The sequence below is a fragment of the Thiopseudomonas sp. SA1F2-1K genome (assembly GCF_057443035.1).
Genome location: NZ_CM172014.1, coordinates 1,223,115 through 1,239,024, shown reverse-complemented (window position 1 = coordinate 1,239,024; position 15,910 = coordinate 1,223,115). Strand labels below are relative to the sequence as shown.

Genomic DNA, 15,910 nt, shown 5'->3' with positions numbered 1-15,910 from the left:
AAGCCCCGTACTTCTAGTGCAGGGAAGGATAGCGCTGGGAGGCGTTAGCCTCCCTTAATGCGGTCGGGCTTGTTGCTCAATGTATTGTCTAATCACTGAAATAGGAGCACCACCCACACTTCCCGCGTAGTAGCTGGGACTCCAGAGCGCGTTTTTCATGTATGCAGGTTTAACCAGCTCAGGGTGTAACAGTTTGAGCCTCCGGCTCGACACCCCTTTCAAACTATTCACCAGTTTCGATACCGATACTTTCGGTGGAAAGTTCACCAGCAGGTGAACGTGGTCGGCTTCGTCATTGAATTCCACTAACTCCGTTTCAAAGTCCGTACACACGCTGCGAAAGATACTTTCCAGCGACCTAAGATGATTATCGGCAAACACAGCGCCACGGTACTTCGTAATAAAGACCAAGTGAGCATGAAGATCAAAAACGCAGTGTCAGCCTGTTCTATATGTATTGTTTTTTCTCATAGACCAAATATAATCGAAAGCATGAAGCAGACCAAGACTTTAAAAGTTCGAGTTAAAGATAAGCACCGACCACTGCTAAATAACATGGCGCGGTCGGTGAACTTTGTCTGGAACTATGTGAACGAACTTAGTCACCGCTCAATCAAAGAGCGTGGCGTGTTTTTGTCTGCCTACACTATCCAGAAGTACACGCAGGGTGTGCACAAAGAGCTGGGATTGCATAGTCACACGGTGCAGAAGGTAGGTGCTGAGTACGCTACGCGCCGCAGACAGTTCAAGAAATCACGCCTTAGTTGGCGCAAGTCTGGCGGTGTACGCCGCTCACTGGGCTGGATACCGATCAATACAGGCATGGCCAAATGGAAGAATGGTCAGGTTTATCACAACGGCCACTACTTCAACGTATGGGACAGCTACGGTCTGTCACAGTATACGTTCAAGTCTGCCTCGTTCAACGAGGATGCCCGTGGCCGCTGGTACTTCAATGTGGTGGTTGAAGTTGATGTAGTGATGCCCAAGGGACAAGACTGTATCGGTATTGATCTTGGCTTAACCGACACAGCCACCTGCTCGGACGGCACAAAGCTGGAGGCGGGTCGCTTCTATCGCGGTCTTGAGGAAAAATTAGCCATAGCACAACGGGCTAGAAATAAAACTCAAGTCAAAACCATTCACGCCAAGATTGCTAACCGTAGAAAAGATACGCTGCACAAGTTCAGTCGCACGTTGGTCAACCGCTGCGGTGAAATCTATGTCGGCAATGTCAGTAGTTTAAAACTCGTTAAAACCAAGATGGCCAAGTCAGTGTTGGACGCTGGCTGGGGTCAATTAAAAACAATGCTGAAGTATAAAAGCGATCACGCTGGCATTGTTTTTAAGGAAGTGAACGAGGCATACACCACCCAAACCTGTAGCTGTTGTGGCGCACTGCCCGATAGCAGGCCGAGAGGTATCGCAGGGCTTGGAATAAGAGAATGGATGTGCAGTGCGTGTGGTGTCACGCACAGCGACCGCGATGTAAACGCGGCCAAGAACATTCTCGCGGTCGGGCATGGCCGTCTAGCTGTAGGAATCCCCGCCCTTTAGGTCGGGGAGGATGTCAATAGGAAAGATGAACTACAATGTCGTTTTTGTTTTGAGATCCTGAAAAGCTTCAATAGCGCGCAGGCGGCTCATTTTTAACTCCACAATTAACTTGGGGTAGTTCAGAGCCGCTAACTGCTGCGGCTCTTGCTTTGGTAGATAACAGGCTTTGCTGCTTAATCCTGTTAATTCAGGCAGCCAGTGTTGGATAAAACGCGCCTCAGGATCAAAGCGCTCGGCTTGGGTCACGGGATTAAATACACGAAAATAAGGCGCTGCATCGGTACCGGTTGAAGCGCACCACTGCCAACCCCCATTATTGGCTGCTAACTCACCATCGATTAAGTGCTGCATAAACCATGCTTCACCTAAACGCCAATCAATGAGTAGATTTTTGGTTAAAAAAGAGGCGCTAATCATTCGCAGGCGATTATGCATCCAGCCAGTAGCCAGTAATTGGCGCATCGCTGCATCGACGATTGGCATTCCCGTTTGGCCTTGGCACCAGGCAGCAAAGTCTGCGGGCGCATGCCGCCATTGTACCTGTTCAGTTTGGGCTTGAAAGGGTTGCTGTTTGGAAAGCTTGGGGTAAGCCGCCATTAGGTGTAAATAAAACTCACGCCAGAGCAATTCATTGAGCCAGGTACTAAGGCCTGGCTGACCGCTGAGCAGTTCACCTTGATTCAGTTGCAGGGCTGCATTAAAGCAGCGGCGAATTGAGATAACTCCAGCCGCGAGGTAAGGCGAGAGGCTACTAGTACCGCTGAGAGCAGGGAAGTCTCGCTGTTGTTGGTAAGCTAACACTGCACTGGCCAAAAAATCCTCCAGCCGCTGGGTTGCTTCGGTTTCACCTGCTGGCCAGAGTTGACTAAAGTGTGCTGCGGCAACGGGGATTCCTGCATGTTGAAAGGCTTGTGCAATATTGCTCGAGGCAATGGCCAGTTTTGGTTGAATTGGCGCTAATGAATAATACGGCTGGGCTTGATACTCCAAGCGCTTGGCACAGGCCTTTTTAAATGCGGTAAACACTTTATAGGGTTGCTGCGACTGGTTATGAATGCTGCCAGGCGCCAGCAGAGTAAAATCTTGATAACTATGACAGACAATGCCAGCCTGCTGGAAAGTGCTTTGGACTTTGGCATCGCGCTGATTTTCGTTAACTCCAAACTGTTGATTAAAGTGCAGTTGGGTGGCTTTGCACTGTTTGGCTAGCTGCAATAGGGCTTGGGGGACAGTCTGCCAGTCATCGCAGGTAAGGGTCACCAAGGGAATGTTGCGTAATGCCAGCTGCTGCTGGAGCGCCAGCAGATTACGTAGCCAGAAGTCCAGTTTGCAGGGCGCTTCGTGATGGGTGCGCCATTGTTTCGGTGAGATGATAAATACACCCACCACAGGGCCTTGGGCGGTAGCTTTGGCTAAGGCATGGTTATCTTCAGTGCGTAAATCTTGGCGAAACCACATCAGTTGCTGCATCGCATAAAGCCTTGGTTGGGATAAATAATGAGTAGGAGTTGTTAGCAAAAATTAACTTGGCAGTGATTAATCGCCTGGGTCATCGGGGTGATTCCATGGGGCTTGCAAGTAGCGCGAGCGATTAAAGGTTTCTAACCATTCTGGCTTAAATACCACAAAGGCACTGATTACCATGCCATTGATAAAGGCCTCTGGAAAGGCCACTAAAAATACCATACCAAAGTACTCACTTAGCCAAGGCGGAAACTGGTAAATGCCCTCAAACCAAAGCAGTAAGCTGCCGGCTAGGGTGCAGCAGATAGCGGTGAGGGCGGCGGGGAAAAAGCCGCTGCCAAAAATATAGACAAATAGATTATCGGGTTGCCGCCGTTCAATAGCGCGGGCGCAAAGCTCAGCGATGAGGATCGGTAATGCAACCAATAGTAAGCCATTGGCACCTACAGCCAGTAAGGCTTGCTTGCCTAAGATGACCAGGGTGAGCTGAGCGGCTAAGCCCGCTAGAACGGCCAAGGGCCAGCCGAGCAGCAAAGTCACTGCGGTCATGCCGATAAAGTGAAAAGAAACCCCTGATGGAAAATCGCGCCGCACCAACCATAATAAACACAGGGTAAATACGGTGCCAAATAGCAGGTGTTGTTTGCGTGAGTCACTGATTAGCTCGACCCATAAGGTGCACCAAGCAGCGCTGCCTAACAGCGCCGCATAGAGTAACCAGCAGACAATTAAGGTTGAGTGGCTCAGTAGCAGCTCAGAAATCACAACAGGTTCTCGAAAGTTTGGCTTATTGCTGCTTAGGCAGTGCCAGACGTGGATCGGTGTAGGTAATCTCAGTTTTACCATGCGGTGCAGGCTTACCATCCGGGCCCATATTAACGAACACCATGCGGTCAATGGTTAAGATCTCTTTTTGAGTAATCTTATTGCGCACAATGCAGCTTAAAGTGATTGAGGTGCGGCCAAAGGCGGTGGCTTGAATGCCCAGCTCGATAATATCGCTTTGTTTAGCCGAGCTGACAAAGTTGATCTCAGAAATGAGTTTGGTCACAACATGGGAGTTATCCAGCTGCACAATCGCATAGATTGCGGCTTCTTCGTCAATCCAGCGTAATAAGCTGCCACCAAATAAAGTGCCGTTAGGGTTTAAATCTTCTGGCTTGACCCATTTGCGAGTATAAAAATTCATAACTATTCCTAGCAAAATCCAGCATAACAGTGTTGAAACAGGCCATTAGTTTAGCATTGCTAAGGGCCGTCTGCTGTTAATTATTGGTTGGCTTAGTGCTTAAAGCGGTTGGCCTTATGGTGGTCCATGGCAGATTCTGTATAATCCTTGGCAGCACGCAGGTGGCTGTTTGCTTGATGCGCTATTTTACTCAAACCATTAATGAGGAATTATTTGTGGAAATTGCTTGCTTAGACCTTGAAGGGGTTTTGGTTCCAGAAATCTGGATTGCGTTTGCGGAAAAAACAGGAATTGAAGAATTACGCGCAACGACCCGTGATATTCCTGACTATGATGTTTTGATGAAACAGCGTTTACGCATTTTAGATGAGCATGGCCTCAAGTTGGATGATATCCAGCAAGTGATTGCTACCTTAAAACCACTAGAAGGTGCGGTGGAGTTTGTTAACTGGTTGCGTGAGCGCTTTCAGGTGATTATTTTATCCGATACCTTTTATGAGTTTTCTCAGCCATTAATGCGCCAGCTAGGCTTTCCCACCTTGCTTTGCCATAAGCTGATTACCGATGAAACAGGGCGCGTAGTGGATTACCAGTTACGCCAAAAAGATCCGAAACGTCAGTCGGTGGTGGCCTTAAAAAGCCTCTATTATCGCGTGATCGCTGCGGGTGACTCATACAATGACACCACCATGCTGTCCGAAGCGCATGCAGGTATTTTATTCCATGCCCCCGAGAATGTGATTGCTGAGTTTCCGCAGTTCCCCGCGGTACATACCTTTGATGATCTGAAGCAAGCCTTTATCAAGGCTTCAGCGCGTGAATTAACTCTGTAATCGTTTGCTGTTACTGAGTGAATAAAAAAAGCGCCTAAGGCTAATTACCTTAGGCGCTTTTTGGTTGGCAGTGCGAATCCTAGCTTAGGCTTGCCAGCGGCGCAGAACCAATGAGGCGTTAGTGCCACCAAAACCAAAGCTGTTGCTCATCACGGTATTCACTGCGGTATTTTCTTTGGTTTCCAACAAAATAGGCAGGCCTTCAACAGCAGGATCTAGCTGCTCGATATTGGCCGAACCAGCCAAGAAGTTGCCTTCCATCATCAGCATGCTGTAGATCGCTTCATGCACACCAGCGGCGCCTAAGGAGTGGCCAGATAAGCTCTTAGTGGAGCTGATAGCAGGAATTTGATCGCCAAATACTTCTTTAATGGCATTGATTTCAGCTACATCACCTACTGGGGTAGAGGTGCCATGGGTGTTTAGGTAGTCAATCGGTCCATCAACGGTAGCCAGCGCTTGGCGCATACACTGCATGGCGCCTACACCATTGGGTGCGACCATGTCATAACCATCGGAAGAGGCACCATAGCCAATAATTTCGGCGTAAATTTTCGCGCCGCGGGCTAGGGCATGCTCAAGCTCTTCTACTACCACCATGCCACCACCGCCAGCAATAACAAAGCCATCACGGTTGGCATCATAGGCGCGGGACGCTTTTTCTGGGGTGTCGTTATACTGGGTAGATAAAGCGCCCATGGCATCAAATAAGCAGCTTTGTGACCAGTGTTCTTCTTCACCACCGCCAGCAAAGACGATGTCTTGCTTGCCTAGCTGAATTTGCTCCCAAGCGTGACCAATACAGTGAGCGCTGGTGGCACAGGCCGAAGCAATGGAGTAGTTTACCCCTTTAATTTTAAAGGGCGTGGCTAAACAGGCAGAGACGGTGCTGCTCATGGTGCGTGGCACACGGTATGGACCGATTCGTTTAACTCCACGCTCGCGCAGAATATCAATGGCTTCCATCTGGTTAAGAGTGGAGGCACCACCGGAACCGGCTACTAGGCCCACCCGCGGATTAGAAATTTGTTCTTCCGATAAGCCACTGTCTGCTACCGCTTGCTGCATAGCAAGGTAAGCATAGGCTGCAGCGTTACCCATAAAACGGAAGACTTTGCGATCAATTAACGATTCGAGATCTAGATCAACCGAGCCAGATACCTGGCTACGTAAGCCTTTTTCAGCATAATCAGGATTAAAACGAATACCTGATTGGCCTTCACGTAAGTGAGTAGAGACTGTTTGCTTATCATTACCTAAGCAAGAAACGATTCCGATCCCAGTAATAACGGCACGACGCATAAATGGCATCCTTAGAAGTTATCGGTAGAGGTAAATAAACCAACGCGTAAACCGTCGGCACTGTAAATTTCACGGCCATCAACGCTCACTGAGCCATCAGCAATGGCTAGAATAAGTGAGCTGTTGATGGTGCGTTTGATATCGATTTTATAGGTAAGCTTTTTTGCCGTCGGCAGTACTTGGCCGAAAAACTTGACCTCTTTCGAGCCTAACGCTCGGCCACGGCCAGGATTACCTAACCAGCCTAAAAAGAAGCCAACGAGTTGCCACATGGCATCGAGTCCAAGGCAACCTGGCATGACTGGATCACCTTTAAAGTGGCAATCAAAAAACCACAGATCAGGGGTAATATCCAGTTCGGCAATGATTTCTCCTTTACCGTATTTACCGCCAGTTTCACTGATATGCACGATACGGTCCATCATCAGCATGTTGGGTGCGGGCAATTGCGCATTACCTGCTCCGAAGAGCTCTCCACGGCTGCACTGCAGCAATTCTTCGTAGGTAAAGGCGTTTTGTTTTGTCATGCGGGTTCCTCAAGTGCCTATGGCTGTATGGCAAATCAAATATTTAGCGGTAGAGTATAATGCTTCTGCGGCAAAAGTTTTTCAGCTAGTCGCTGAGTGACTCGCCCTTTAGCTGCGGCTATTGTTCATGCCCGATGCAAAATACTCAATTAGATAAAGGGTGAGACCCAAGCAGCGACTCAAAAGTCACAGCTGATTGTAAGACAATCTAAAATAATATGCAGTGTGTTATATGAGAAAAAGACCTAGGTGTGAGCGCTGTGCCCGTCCTGTTGCCTATTGCTTATGCGCGCAGATCCCGCAACTCGCTAGCCAAACCAAGGTGTTAATTTTGCAGCATCACAGCGAGCAGTCCCATGCTTTAAATACCGCGCGCCTAGCGTATTTAGGGCTATGTAATGCAGAGTTGTGGGTCGGTGAGCACTTTGAAACGCTGGCTACTTACTTAGCGCAACAGGCGCTGCATTATCGTCCCGTACTGCTCTATCCCAATGATTCAGCCCAGGTGCTGCTGCCTTATGTTGTTGAGCACCCGCTCCAGCAACAGGCTGAAACAATTAGTAATGAAGTGCCTTTGGCAGCCGCTGAAAAACCTTATTTGTTGGTGGTGCCCGATGGCACCTGGAAAAAAGCTCGTAAATTGATCTATCTCAATTCTAGCTTAGCGCAGTTGCCAACCGTTACCTTAGCCTCACCACCGGCTTCTGAGTATCGTTTGCGGGCGGCCAAAGAAGCCAATGCGTTATCAACCATTGAAGCCATTACTGTTGCGTTAAATACACTGGAGCAACCGCAGCGGTTTGATGCCTTGTTGCGACCCTTTAACTGCTTAATTGAGCAGCAAATTAGCGCTATGGGTGAGCAACGTTATCAGCAAAACTATCTGCAAGCTAAGAACAGCTCGCGCTAAATCAGTTAAACTAACCAGCGATTTATCTTATCTAGGCTAGCTATGAACCCTTCATTTATTCATCTTCGTTTGCACAGTGAATTTTCTTTAGTCGATGGTTTAGTGCGGATTAAACCCTTGATGGACGCCCTGACGCAGATGAATATGCCAGCGGTGGCGATCACCGATCAGAGCAACATGTGCTCGCTGGTGAAGTTTTATCGTAGTGCAATGGGTAAGGGGATTAAGCCCATTATTGGTGCCGATATTTGGTTGGCGGCTGAGGAGCGTGATCAATCTGCAACGCGGTTAACGCTGCTGGCCATGAATAATCAGGGCTATCGTAACCTGACCGAAATTGTTTCTTTAGGCTATACCCAAGGCCAGCATCTAGGCCAGATGCTGGTGCAAAAAGAGTGGGTAGTGGCTAATAGTGAAGGATTAATTGCGCTGTGCGGAGCCAAAGAGGGAGAAATTGGGCGCGCCTTATTGCAGCGCAACAGTGATAAAGCTAAACAGTTGGCGAGTTTTTGGCAGAGCACTTTTCCTGAGCGTTTTTATCTTGAGTTACAACGCACCCAACGCCCTGGTGATGAAGAACATGTGCAACAGGCAATTCAGTTAGCAGCGGCGCTTGAGCTGCCGGTGGTGGCAACTAATGATGTTCGTTTTTTGGCCCAAGAAGACTACGAGGCCCATGAAACACGGGTATGTATCGGAGAAGGGCGGATTTTAGATGATCCCAGACGGCCACGTAACTACTCTGATCAGCAATATTTAAAAACACCTGAGCAAATGGCTCAGCTATTTCAGGATATCCCTGAAGCGCTGGCCAATACCGTAGAAATTGCTAAGCGCTGTAACGTTGAAGTGCGCTTAGGTCAGCACTTTTTGCCCGACTTTCCGGTGCCAGAAGGCATGACCATTGATGATTACTTACGCCATGTGTCCTTTGAGGGATTAGAAGAGCGGCTCTCTGTGAGCTTGCCAACAGACACTGAGGATTATGCAGCGAAACGGCAAGTTTATGTTGATCGGCTAACCTTCGAGCTGGATATTATTATTCAGATGGGCTTTCCCGGTTATTTTTTAATCGTCATGGACTTTATTAAGTGGGCGAAAAATAACGGCGTGCCGGTAGGCCCTGGCCGGGGTTCGGGGGCGGGAAGCTTAGTGGCTTACGTGCTGCATATTACTGACCTTGATCCATTGCAGTATGACCTGCTGTTTGAGCGTTTCTTAAACCCCGAGCGGGTGTCGATGCCCGACTTTGACGTCGACTTCTGCATGGATGGTCGTGACCGGGTGATTGAGTACGTGGCCAATGCTTACGGCCGTGATGCTGTTAGCCAGATTATTACCTTTGGCACCATGGCCGCTAAAGCGGTGGTGCGCGATGTGGCGCGCGTGCAAGGTAAGCCGTATTCACTGGGCGATCGGTTATCGAAAATGATCCCCTTTGAAGTGGGGATGACTTTAAATAAAGCCTTTGAGATGGAAGAGTCGCTGCGTGATTTTGTGACCCATGATGAAGAGGCTAAAGAAATCTGGGAAATGGCGCTCAAGCTTGAAGGGGTAACCCGAGGCACCGGTAAACACGCCGGTGGGGTGGTGATTGCGCCTACGGTGTTAACCGACTTTTCTCCGGTAGCCTGTGATGAAGATGGCAGCGGCCTAGTTACTCAGTTTGATAAAGATGACGTAGAAGCTGCAGGGCTGGTGAAGTTTGACTTCTTGGGACTGCGAACCCTCACCATTATCAAGTGGGCGCTAGAAACCATTAACCGTGACCGTGCCGCCTTGGGTGAAGAACCCTTGGTGATTGATTTTATTCCTCTAGACGATAAACCCACCTATCAGTTATTGCAGCGAGCTGAAACCACCGCGGTGTTCCAGTTGGAATCACGGGGGATGAAAGAGCTGATTAAAAAGCTCAAGCCCGACTGTTTAGAAGACTTAATTGCGTTGGTGGCGTTGTTCCGTCCTGGTCCTTTGCAGTCGGGCATGGTCGATGACTTTATTAACCGTAAGCACGGCCGCGCCGAATTAGCCTATCCGCACCCTGATTATCAGTATGCCGGGCTTGAGCCGGTGCTGGAGCCGACCTACGGGATTATTTTGTATCAAGAGCAAGTGATGCAAATTGCCCAGGTGATGGCCGGTTATAGCCTCGGTGAGGCGGATATGTTGCGGCGGGCCATGGGTAAGAAAAAGCCCGAAGAAATGGCCAAGCAGCGCGGTGGTTTTATTGAAGGGTGTGCACGTAACAATATTGATGCCGATTTGGCCGGTAATATTTTTGATCTGGTGGAAAAGTTTGCCGGTTATGGTTTTAACAAGTCGCACTCGGCGGCTTATGGGCTGGTGTCTTATCAAACCGCGTGGCTGAAAACCCATTACCCACCGCAGTTTATGGCAGCAGTCTTGTCGGCCGATATGCATAACACCGATAAGGTGGTGACGCTGATTGAAGAGTGTCGCAGTATGCAGCTGAATCTGTTGCCGCCTGATGTCAATAGCTCAGATTATAAGTTTACTGTTGATGAGCAGCAGCAAGTGGTCTATGGCTTAGGGGCGATTAAGGGGGTGGGTGAAGGTCCGGTTGAGGCCATTATTGAAGGGCGTGGAGCGACAGACTTTAAAGACCTGTTTGATTTTTGTGCGCGGATTGATTTAAAGCGGGTTAATAAACGCACCCTCGATGCCTTGGTTCGTTCTGGCGCCTTTGATCGATTAGGGCCGTTATTTGATGAGAACTTTGAGCGCTATAAACCGCAAATTGATGCTAATCGGGCGATTTTATTGCAATCCATGGAAGAGGCGATTCAGGCCGCTGAGCAAACCGTGCGCGATCGAGACAGTGGTCATATGGATTTATTTGGCGGTGTGTTTGCCGAGCCTGAGGTGAATCCTTATCAAAAATACTTACAGTCACGCCCCCTAAGCATGAAAGAGCGTCTCAAAGGAGAAAAAGACACTTTAGGGGTTTATCTCACCGGCCATCCAATTGATGAGTACGAAGTTGAGGTTCGGCGTTTTGCTAAGCAAAAAATCAGTGATCTGCATCCTTCGCGCGAGCCACAAACTATTGCTGGGTTGATTGTGAATTTACGGGTGATGCGCAATAAGCGGGGCGATAAAATGGGCTTTATCACCCTTGATGATCGCTCCGGGCGAATCGAGGCTTCCTTATTTGCCGATGCCTTTAGTCAGGCCGAGACCTTATTGCAAACCGATGCGTTAGTGGTGGTCAAGGGGGTGGTTAGTCATGATGATTTTTCCGGTGGATTACGCTTTCGGGTTAATGAGGTGTATAGCTTAGAGCAAGCCCGAACTAATTTAGCCAGCAGCTTACAGTTGCGCTTAGATTATCGGCTGCCGCCCAAGCAGTTACAGCAAATTCAGCAACATTTGCAACAGCACAGAGGCGCTTGCTTAGTCACAATTGACTATAGTACGCCAGGGGCAAAGGCGTTACTGTCGTTAGCAGACGCGTGGCAAGTTGCGCCGAACGATACGCTGATTCAGTCGCTACGTGACTTACTTGGTGAGGATAACGTCTTTTTAGATTATCGCTGACATTCGTTGCGCAATCTTTTACAGTAAAACCTTTTAATTAGTCAGCTTCCGACCCATGGGTCGTAGCAGCAAGATGGATAACTAGATGAACCCAAATTTTCTAGATTTTGAACAGCCGATTGCCGATCTACAGGCTAAGATCGAAGAGCTTCGCCTCGTGGGCAATGACAATGAGCTAAATATTGGTGAAGAGATCTCTCGCCTAGAAGAGAAAAGTAAATCACTGACCAAAAATATTTTCTCTGACCTAAGCAGCTGGCAGATTGCGCGTTTAGCGCGTCATCCGCAGCGTCCTTATACCTTGGATTATATTGAGCATATTTTTACCGAGTTTGAAGAGCTGCATGGCGATCGTCACTTTGCTGATGACGCGGCCATTGTCGGTGGCTTAGCACGGTTAGAGGGCATTCCGGTGATGGTCATTGGCCATCAAAAAGGCCGTGAAGTTCGCGAGAAAGTGCGCCGCAACTTTGGTATGCCGCGTCCTGAAGGCTACCGTAAGGCTTGCCGTTTAATGGAAATGGCTGAGCGCTTTAAGTTACCGATCATTACCTTTATTGATACGCCAGGCGCTTACCCAGGAATTGATGCTGAGGAGCGTGGCCAAAGTGAGGCCATTGCTTGGAACCTGCGGGTGATGTCGCGCCTAAAAACGCCGATTATCTCTACCGTAATCGGTGAGGGTGGATCAGGTGGTGCGTTGGCGATTGGGGTGTGTGATCGTTTGAATATGCTGGAGTATTCAACCTACTCGGTGATTTCACCCGAAGGTTGTGCATCGATCTTATGGAAAACGGCTGATAAAGCAGCCGATGCGGCTGAAGCGATGGGCGTCACTGCCGAGCGTTTAAAAGGCTTAGGGATTGTCGATAAGGTGATTGATGAACCACTGGGCGGTGCGCACCGTGATTACCAGCAAATGGCGAGTGATGTTAAACAGCAGTTATTAGTGCAGTTACGTGAGCTACAAGGTCTCGAAACAGAGGCTTTGTTAGCCCAACGCTATGAGCGCTTAATGAGCTACGGCATCGCCTAGTTGCTGCTTGTATGTCGTTAGTCAGCTTGGTGCGCCAGCAGCTTGAGCCTTGGCTAACGGCTAAACGCTGGGTCATCGCTTTTTCGGGCGGGGTCGACTCAGTGGCATTACTGAGTGCGGTGGCCGCGATGCGCCAGCAACAGCCTACGCCACCGCTGGTGGCGCTGCATATTCATCATGGGTTGCAGGCAACAGCGGAGGCTTGGCCGGCGTTTTGCCAGCAGCTGGCTACTGCATTAGGCGTTGAGTTTAGCTGGCGCCAAGTGCAAGTTGATCAACGTCTAGCGAGTGTTGAGCAAGCGGCCCGTGACGCGCGCTACCGTGGCTTTAGTGAGTTTATTCAGCCAGGTGAGGTATTACTAACCGGGCATCATCTCGATGATCAAGCGGAAACGGTTTTATTTCGCGCCTTACGCGGATCAGGAGTGCTAGGGCTAGCGGCTATGCCAGTGCAGCGGCCCTTAGCTGCGGGCCAGTTAGTGCGGCCGTTATTGCAAGTGAGCAAGCAGCAGCTGGAGCATTATGTACGTGCTCAAGGCTTATCTTGGGTGGAAGATCCTAGCAATCTAAGTGATAGCTATGATCGAAACTTTATTCGCAATCAAGTCATTCCGCTGTTAACTCAGCGCTGGCCTCAGTCTACCCAAAGTTTGGCACGGGTGGCACAGCACAGTGCTGAAGCCCAGCAGTTATTAGATGAGCTGGCAGCACAAGATCTGCAGCAAGCGCAGTTAGCGCCAGCATTTAGCTGGTTATCCCTTCCAAGTTTAGACTTAACCGTTATTCAGCAATTATCCACGGCGCGGCAAAAAAATCTGCTGCGCTATTGGTTGCGTGATTTCAGTTTGATGCCTGATGCCGCGCACTGGCAAGGTTGGTTTGACTTACGTGATGCGCAGCCAGATAAAAATCCGTTGTGGCGTTTAGCCGGTGGGCAAGTGCAGCGTTATCAGCAACGCTTGTATTGGTTGTCCAATGCGTGGTTGCAGGCAGCGCCGTTTCGAGCTTTTGATCTAGGCCAGCAGACTGAATGGACGACCCCTCAAGGATTAGTACAGCTGACAGGAGTTACCCCGTTAGCGCGGCCGCAGTTCAGGATTAGCACGCGTCAAGGCGGGGAGCGTTTGCAGTTAGCAGGGCGTGGTCAGCGTGATTTAAAGCGCTTGTTGCAAGAAGTGCAGTTACCTAGTTTTTTACGTGATAGGATTCCACTGCTTTGGCATCAGCAGCAGTTAGTGGCGGTGGCCAATTTTCCGCAGTTAACCGCTGCCGGTTTTGAATCCCTTGAGTTTTGCTGGCAACCTTGGCCAGTGTTTTAGTTAGAGAGTAACCATGGCAGCAATTGTCACGCCATTTTGGCAGCGTAAAACCATGCAAGAGATGACCACAGAAGAGTGGGAGTCTTTGTGTGATGGGTGTGGGCTTTGTTGCTTGCAAAAGCTTGAAGATGAAGAAGATGGCGATATTTATTACACCAATATTGCCTGTAAATTATTAGATCTAGACAGCTGTCAGTGTACCAATTACGCCGAGCGTAAAACCTTTGTTCCCGACTGTATTCAACTGACACCGGCCCAAGTGGATGACTTTAAATGGTTACCAAAAACCTGTGCCTATCGACTAGTGGCTGAAGGCAAAGATTTGCCAGTCTGGCATCATCTGGTGTGTGAAAACACTGATGCGGTACATGTTGAGCGCATTTCTTACAGTGGTCGCATGGTCAGTGAGTTAAGCGTGGCTGAAGATGATTGGGAACAGCATTTAATTTTTAAAAGTAGTTAATTTAGGATACTTACCATGTTAAAAAAAATAACCGTTTTAGCGTCCGCTGCTTTATTTTCAGCCCAGTTATTGGCGGCTGATTTTCCTAAGGTGATGCTAACCACCAGTGCCGGTGAGATTGAGCTTGAGTTAAATGATGAAAAAGCACCGATCAGTGTGGCTAACTTTCTCACCTATGTAGATGAAGGCAAATACAACGACACGATTTTTCATCGTGTGATTCCTAATTTTATGATTCAAGGCGGTGGTTTTGACGCCAATATGCAGCAACAAGCGACCCATGCGCCGATTAAAAATGAAGCGGATAATGGTTTGAAAAATGAGCGCGGTAGCATTGCTATGGCTCGCACTCAGGTGGTGGACTCAGCTACTTCGCAGTTTTTTATTAACCACGCCAATAATGATTTTTTAAATAACGGTGCCCGTGATTTTGGTTATGCGGTGTTTGGTAAAGTGACCAAAGGAATGGATGTGGTAGATAAAATCGCCCAGGTTCCGACCCGTAGCTTTGGTATGAACCGCGATGTGCCAGTTGAGCCGGTGATTATTTTAAAAGCCGAGCGGGTAGCTAAGTAAACCCTAGACTTGGGGCTGTTTGTTGGTTTGATTGATCACAACAGCCCAATTAATTCCTAATCAGTCATCTGAGGGTGGCGGGTTAGGGATAATTTGAGTATTAGTTTGGAAATGGATCTATGGATAGTCAGTTTCTGGCAGGCGATACGTCATTAGCTTCACAGTTTCGCTCGATTTATTTACTGGGGGCTAATACTGCCAGCTATAAGTTTGCCCTTGCTAAAGCTTTGCTAAGTTATCAAGGTCAGGATCAAACCTTTGTTAGTTTGGATGAGTTGACCCCAATCTTTGCGCAGTACTTGTTAGAACACGTACAAACCGGTAAGCGGCAAATTAATGGGACAGGTGGCGTCGGCAAAATGCTCAATGTCTTGACCTTGTACAGCCTTGGCCAAATTACAGAGCAACAAATGTTGCAGGTGGTTCGAGCTGAAGGTTTTAGGTATGTATTAGATGCTTTTCATCGCCTGCCAAATAGTCAGCAAGCTACTCCTTTCTTTTATAAGGTAGGGCAAGGGAGTTACCAAGGAATCAGCCTGACCGATGAGTTGTTCGATTTGGCCACTCAACAAAGTAGTACTGACTTGATGGCAGAAGTAGAAGGACGCTGGTGTTTGGTTGAGTCGGCTTGGACAGAAAATAGTGAAATTGCTCTTGAGTATGATCTTGCTACCGAACAACTTTTTTATGCGAAAGCAGCGGTTAATGAGGAAGGTAAAGCTTCTTATTTGCGGACAGATTTAACAGCTATCCGTAAGCCGCTTAATGGTTATCAGAAGGGTAAGTGCTTTTATTGTTACGGCCCTCTTTCTATTACGGCGTCGCAAGCTACGTTTTGTAATGTAGATCATGTTATCCCACTGTCAATTCAACAGGGGGCACGTGAAGACTTACAGTTAAATGAGGCTTGGAACTTAGTGTTAGCTTGCCCATTGTGCAGTGATAAAGCAGATAATATGCCGTTATTTAAATCTATAGCCTCATTACATCGTCGTAATGAGTATCTGATTGAGAGTGCTCATCCATTAAAAGAAAATATTCTTAGAAGCACAGGATATACAGTACAGAAGCGAAAAGAATTTTTACGTAAACGCTTTGAATATGCTTGTAGTTTACGAGCGGCTTCATGGCAGCCTAAAGAAATTTTAGGTAGTAGTTTCTAGTTCAGCTACTGTG

14 protein-coding genes and 1 pseudogene are annotated in these 15,910 nt (G+C 48.4%); 9 read left to right on the top strand and 6 right to left on the bottom strand.

The features are described from left to right. Positions 1-54: 54 nt before the first annotated feature. Positions 55-471: pseudogene (gene tnpA, locus AC2T15_RS05950) on the bottom strand (IS200/IS605 family transposase). Between the two features lie 21 nt (positions 472-492). Here tnpA and AC2T15_RS05945 point away from each other — a divergent pair. Beyond that, positions 493-1,557, top strand: a complete 1,065-nt coding sequence (locus AC2T15_RS05945) for an RNA-guided endonuclease InsQ/TnpB family protein (protein WP_053099499.1) — start codon at positions 493-495, stop codon at positions 1,555-1,557. A gap of 30 nt (positions 1,558-1,587) precedes the next feature. Here the strand turns inward: AC2T15_RS05945 and phrB are convergent, their stop codons facing one another. From phrB to AC2T15_RS05930, 3 genes are all read right to left on the bottom strand, one after another. Further along, positions 1,588-3,027, bottom strand: a complete 1,440-nt coding sequence (phrB, locus tag AC2T15_RS05940; protein ID WP_486778991.1) for a deoxyribodipyrimidine photo-lyase — start codon at positions 3,025-3,027, stop codon at positions 1,588-1,590. A gap of 66 nt (positions 3,028-3,093) precedes the next feature. Further along, positions 3,094-3,786 carry an energy-coupling factor ABC transporter permease gene (locus AC2T15_RS05935; RefSeq protein WP_486778990.1) on the bottom strand — a complete coding sequence of 231 codons (693 nt, stop codon included), beginning with the start codon at positions 3,784-3,786 and terminating at the stop codon, positions 3,094-3,096. Positions 3,787-3,808: 22 nt separating this feature from the next. Next, on the bottom strand, positions 3,809-4,210 hold the full coding sequence (locus tag AC2T15_RS05930; RefSeq protein ID WP_053099600.1) for an acyl-CoA thioesterase: 402 nt from the start codon (positions 4,208-4,210) through the stop codon (positions 3,809-3,811). Positions 4,211-4,425: 215 nt separating this feature from the next. On the opposite strand from AC2T15_RS05930, the gene thrH reads away from it, so the two are divergent. Beyond that, positions 4,426-5,043, top strand: a complete 618-nt coding sequence (gene thrH, locus AC2T15_RS05925; protein WP_053101868.1) for a bifunctional phosphoserine phosphatase/homoserine phosphotransferase ThrH — start codon at positions 4,426-4,428, stop codon at positions 5,041-5,043. Positions 5,044-5,127: 84 nt separating this feature from the next. Here thrH and fabB read toward each other — a convergent pair whose 3' ends face one another. Then, positions 5,128-6,345 (bottom strand): beta-ketoacyl-ACP synthase I, encoded by a 1,218-nt coding sequence (gene fabB / locus AC2T15_RS05920; RefSeq protein ID WP_486778989.1) that lies wholly within the window; start codon positions 6,343-6,345, stop codon positions 5,128-5,130. Positions 6,346-6,356: 11 nt separating this feature from the next. Then, positions 6,357-6,872 carry a 3-hydroxyacyl-[acyl-carrier-protein] dehydratase FabA gene (gene fabA, locus AC2T15_RS05915; RefSeq protein ID WP_053099598.1) on the bottom strand — a complete coding sequence of 172 codons (516 nt, stop codon included), beginning with the start codon at positions 6,870-6,872 and terminating at the stop codon, positions 6,357-6,359. A 232-nt stretch (positions 6,873-7,104) separates the two neighbouring features. Here fabA and AC2T15_RS05910 point away from each other — a divergent pair, with 232 nt between their 5' ends. From AC2T15_RS05910 to AC2T15_RS05880, 7 genes are all read left to right on the top strand, one after another. Beyond that, entirely contained in the window at positions 7,105-7,782 is a 678-nt protein-coding gene (locus AC2T15_RS05910) for a tRNA-uridine aminocarboxypropyltransferase (protein WP_486778988.1), read from the top strand. A 42-nt stretch (positions 7,783-7,824) separates the two neighbouring features. Next, positions 7,825-11,340, top strand: a complete 3,516-nt coding sequence (gene dnaE / locus AC2T15_RS05905) for a DNA polymerase III subunit alpha (protein ID WP_486778987.1) — start codon at positions 7,825-7,827, stop codon at positions 11,338-11,340. A gap of 85 nt (positions 11,341-11,425) precedes the next feature. Next, the gene (accA, locus tag AC2T15_RS05900) at positions 11,426-12,376 is read left to right on the top strand and encodes an acetyl-CoA carboxylase carboxyl transferase subunit alpha (protein ID WP_486778986.1); all 951 of its coding nucleotides are present in this window, start codon (positions 11,426-11,428) and stop codon (positions 12,374-12,376) included. A gap of 11 nt (positions 12,377-12,387) precedes the next feature. Beyond that, a complete protein-coding gene (tilS, locus tag AC2T15_RS05895; RefSeq protein ID WP_486778985.1) occupies positions 12,388-13,695 on the top strand; it encodes a tRNA lysidine(34) synthetase TilS in 1,308 nt (435 codons plus the stop codon). Positions 13,696-13,708: 13 nt separating this feature from the next. Further along, positions 13,709-14,158, top strand: a complete 450-nt coding sequence (locus tag AC2T15_RS05890; RefSeq protein ID WP_053099594.1) for a YcgN family cysteine cluster protein — start codon at positions 13,709-13,711, stop codon at positions 14,156-14,158. 15 nt (positions 14,159-14,173) lie between these two features. Then, positions 14,174-14,734, top strand: coding sequence for a peptidylprolyl isomerase (locus AC2T15_RS05885; RefSeq protein ID WP_053105351.1), 561 nt, complete (start codon positions 14,174-14,176; stop codon positions 14,732-14,734). Between the two features lie 119 nt (positions 14,735-14,853). Next, positions 14,854-15,897 carry an HNH endonuclease gene (locus AC2T15_RS05880; protein ID WP_486778984.1) on the top strand — a complete coding sequence of 348 codons (1,044 nt, stop codon included), beginning with the start codon at positions 14,854-14,856 and terminating at the stop codon, positions 15,895-15,897. Positions 15,898-15,910: the final 13 nt, after the last annotated feature.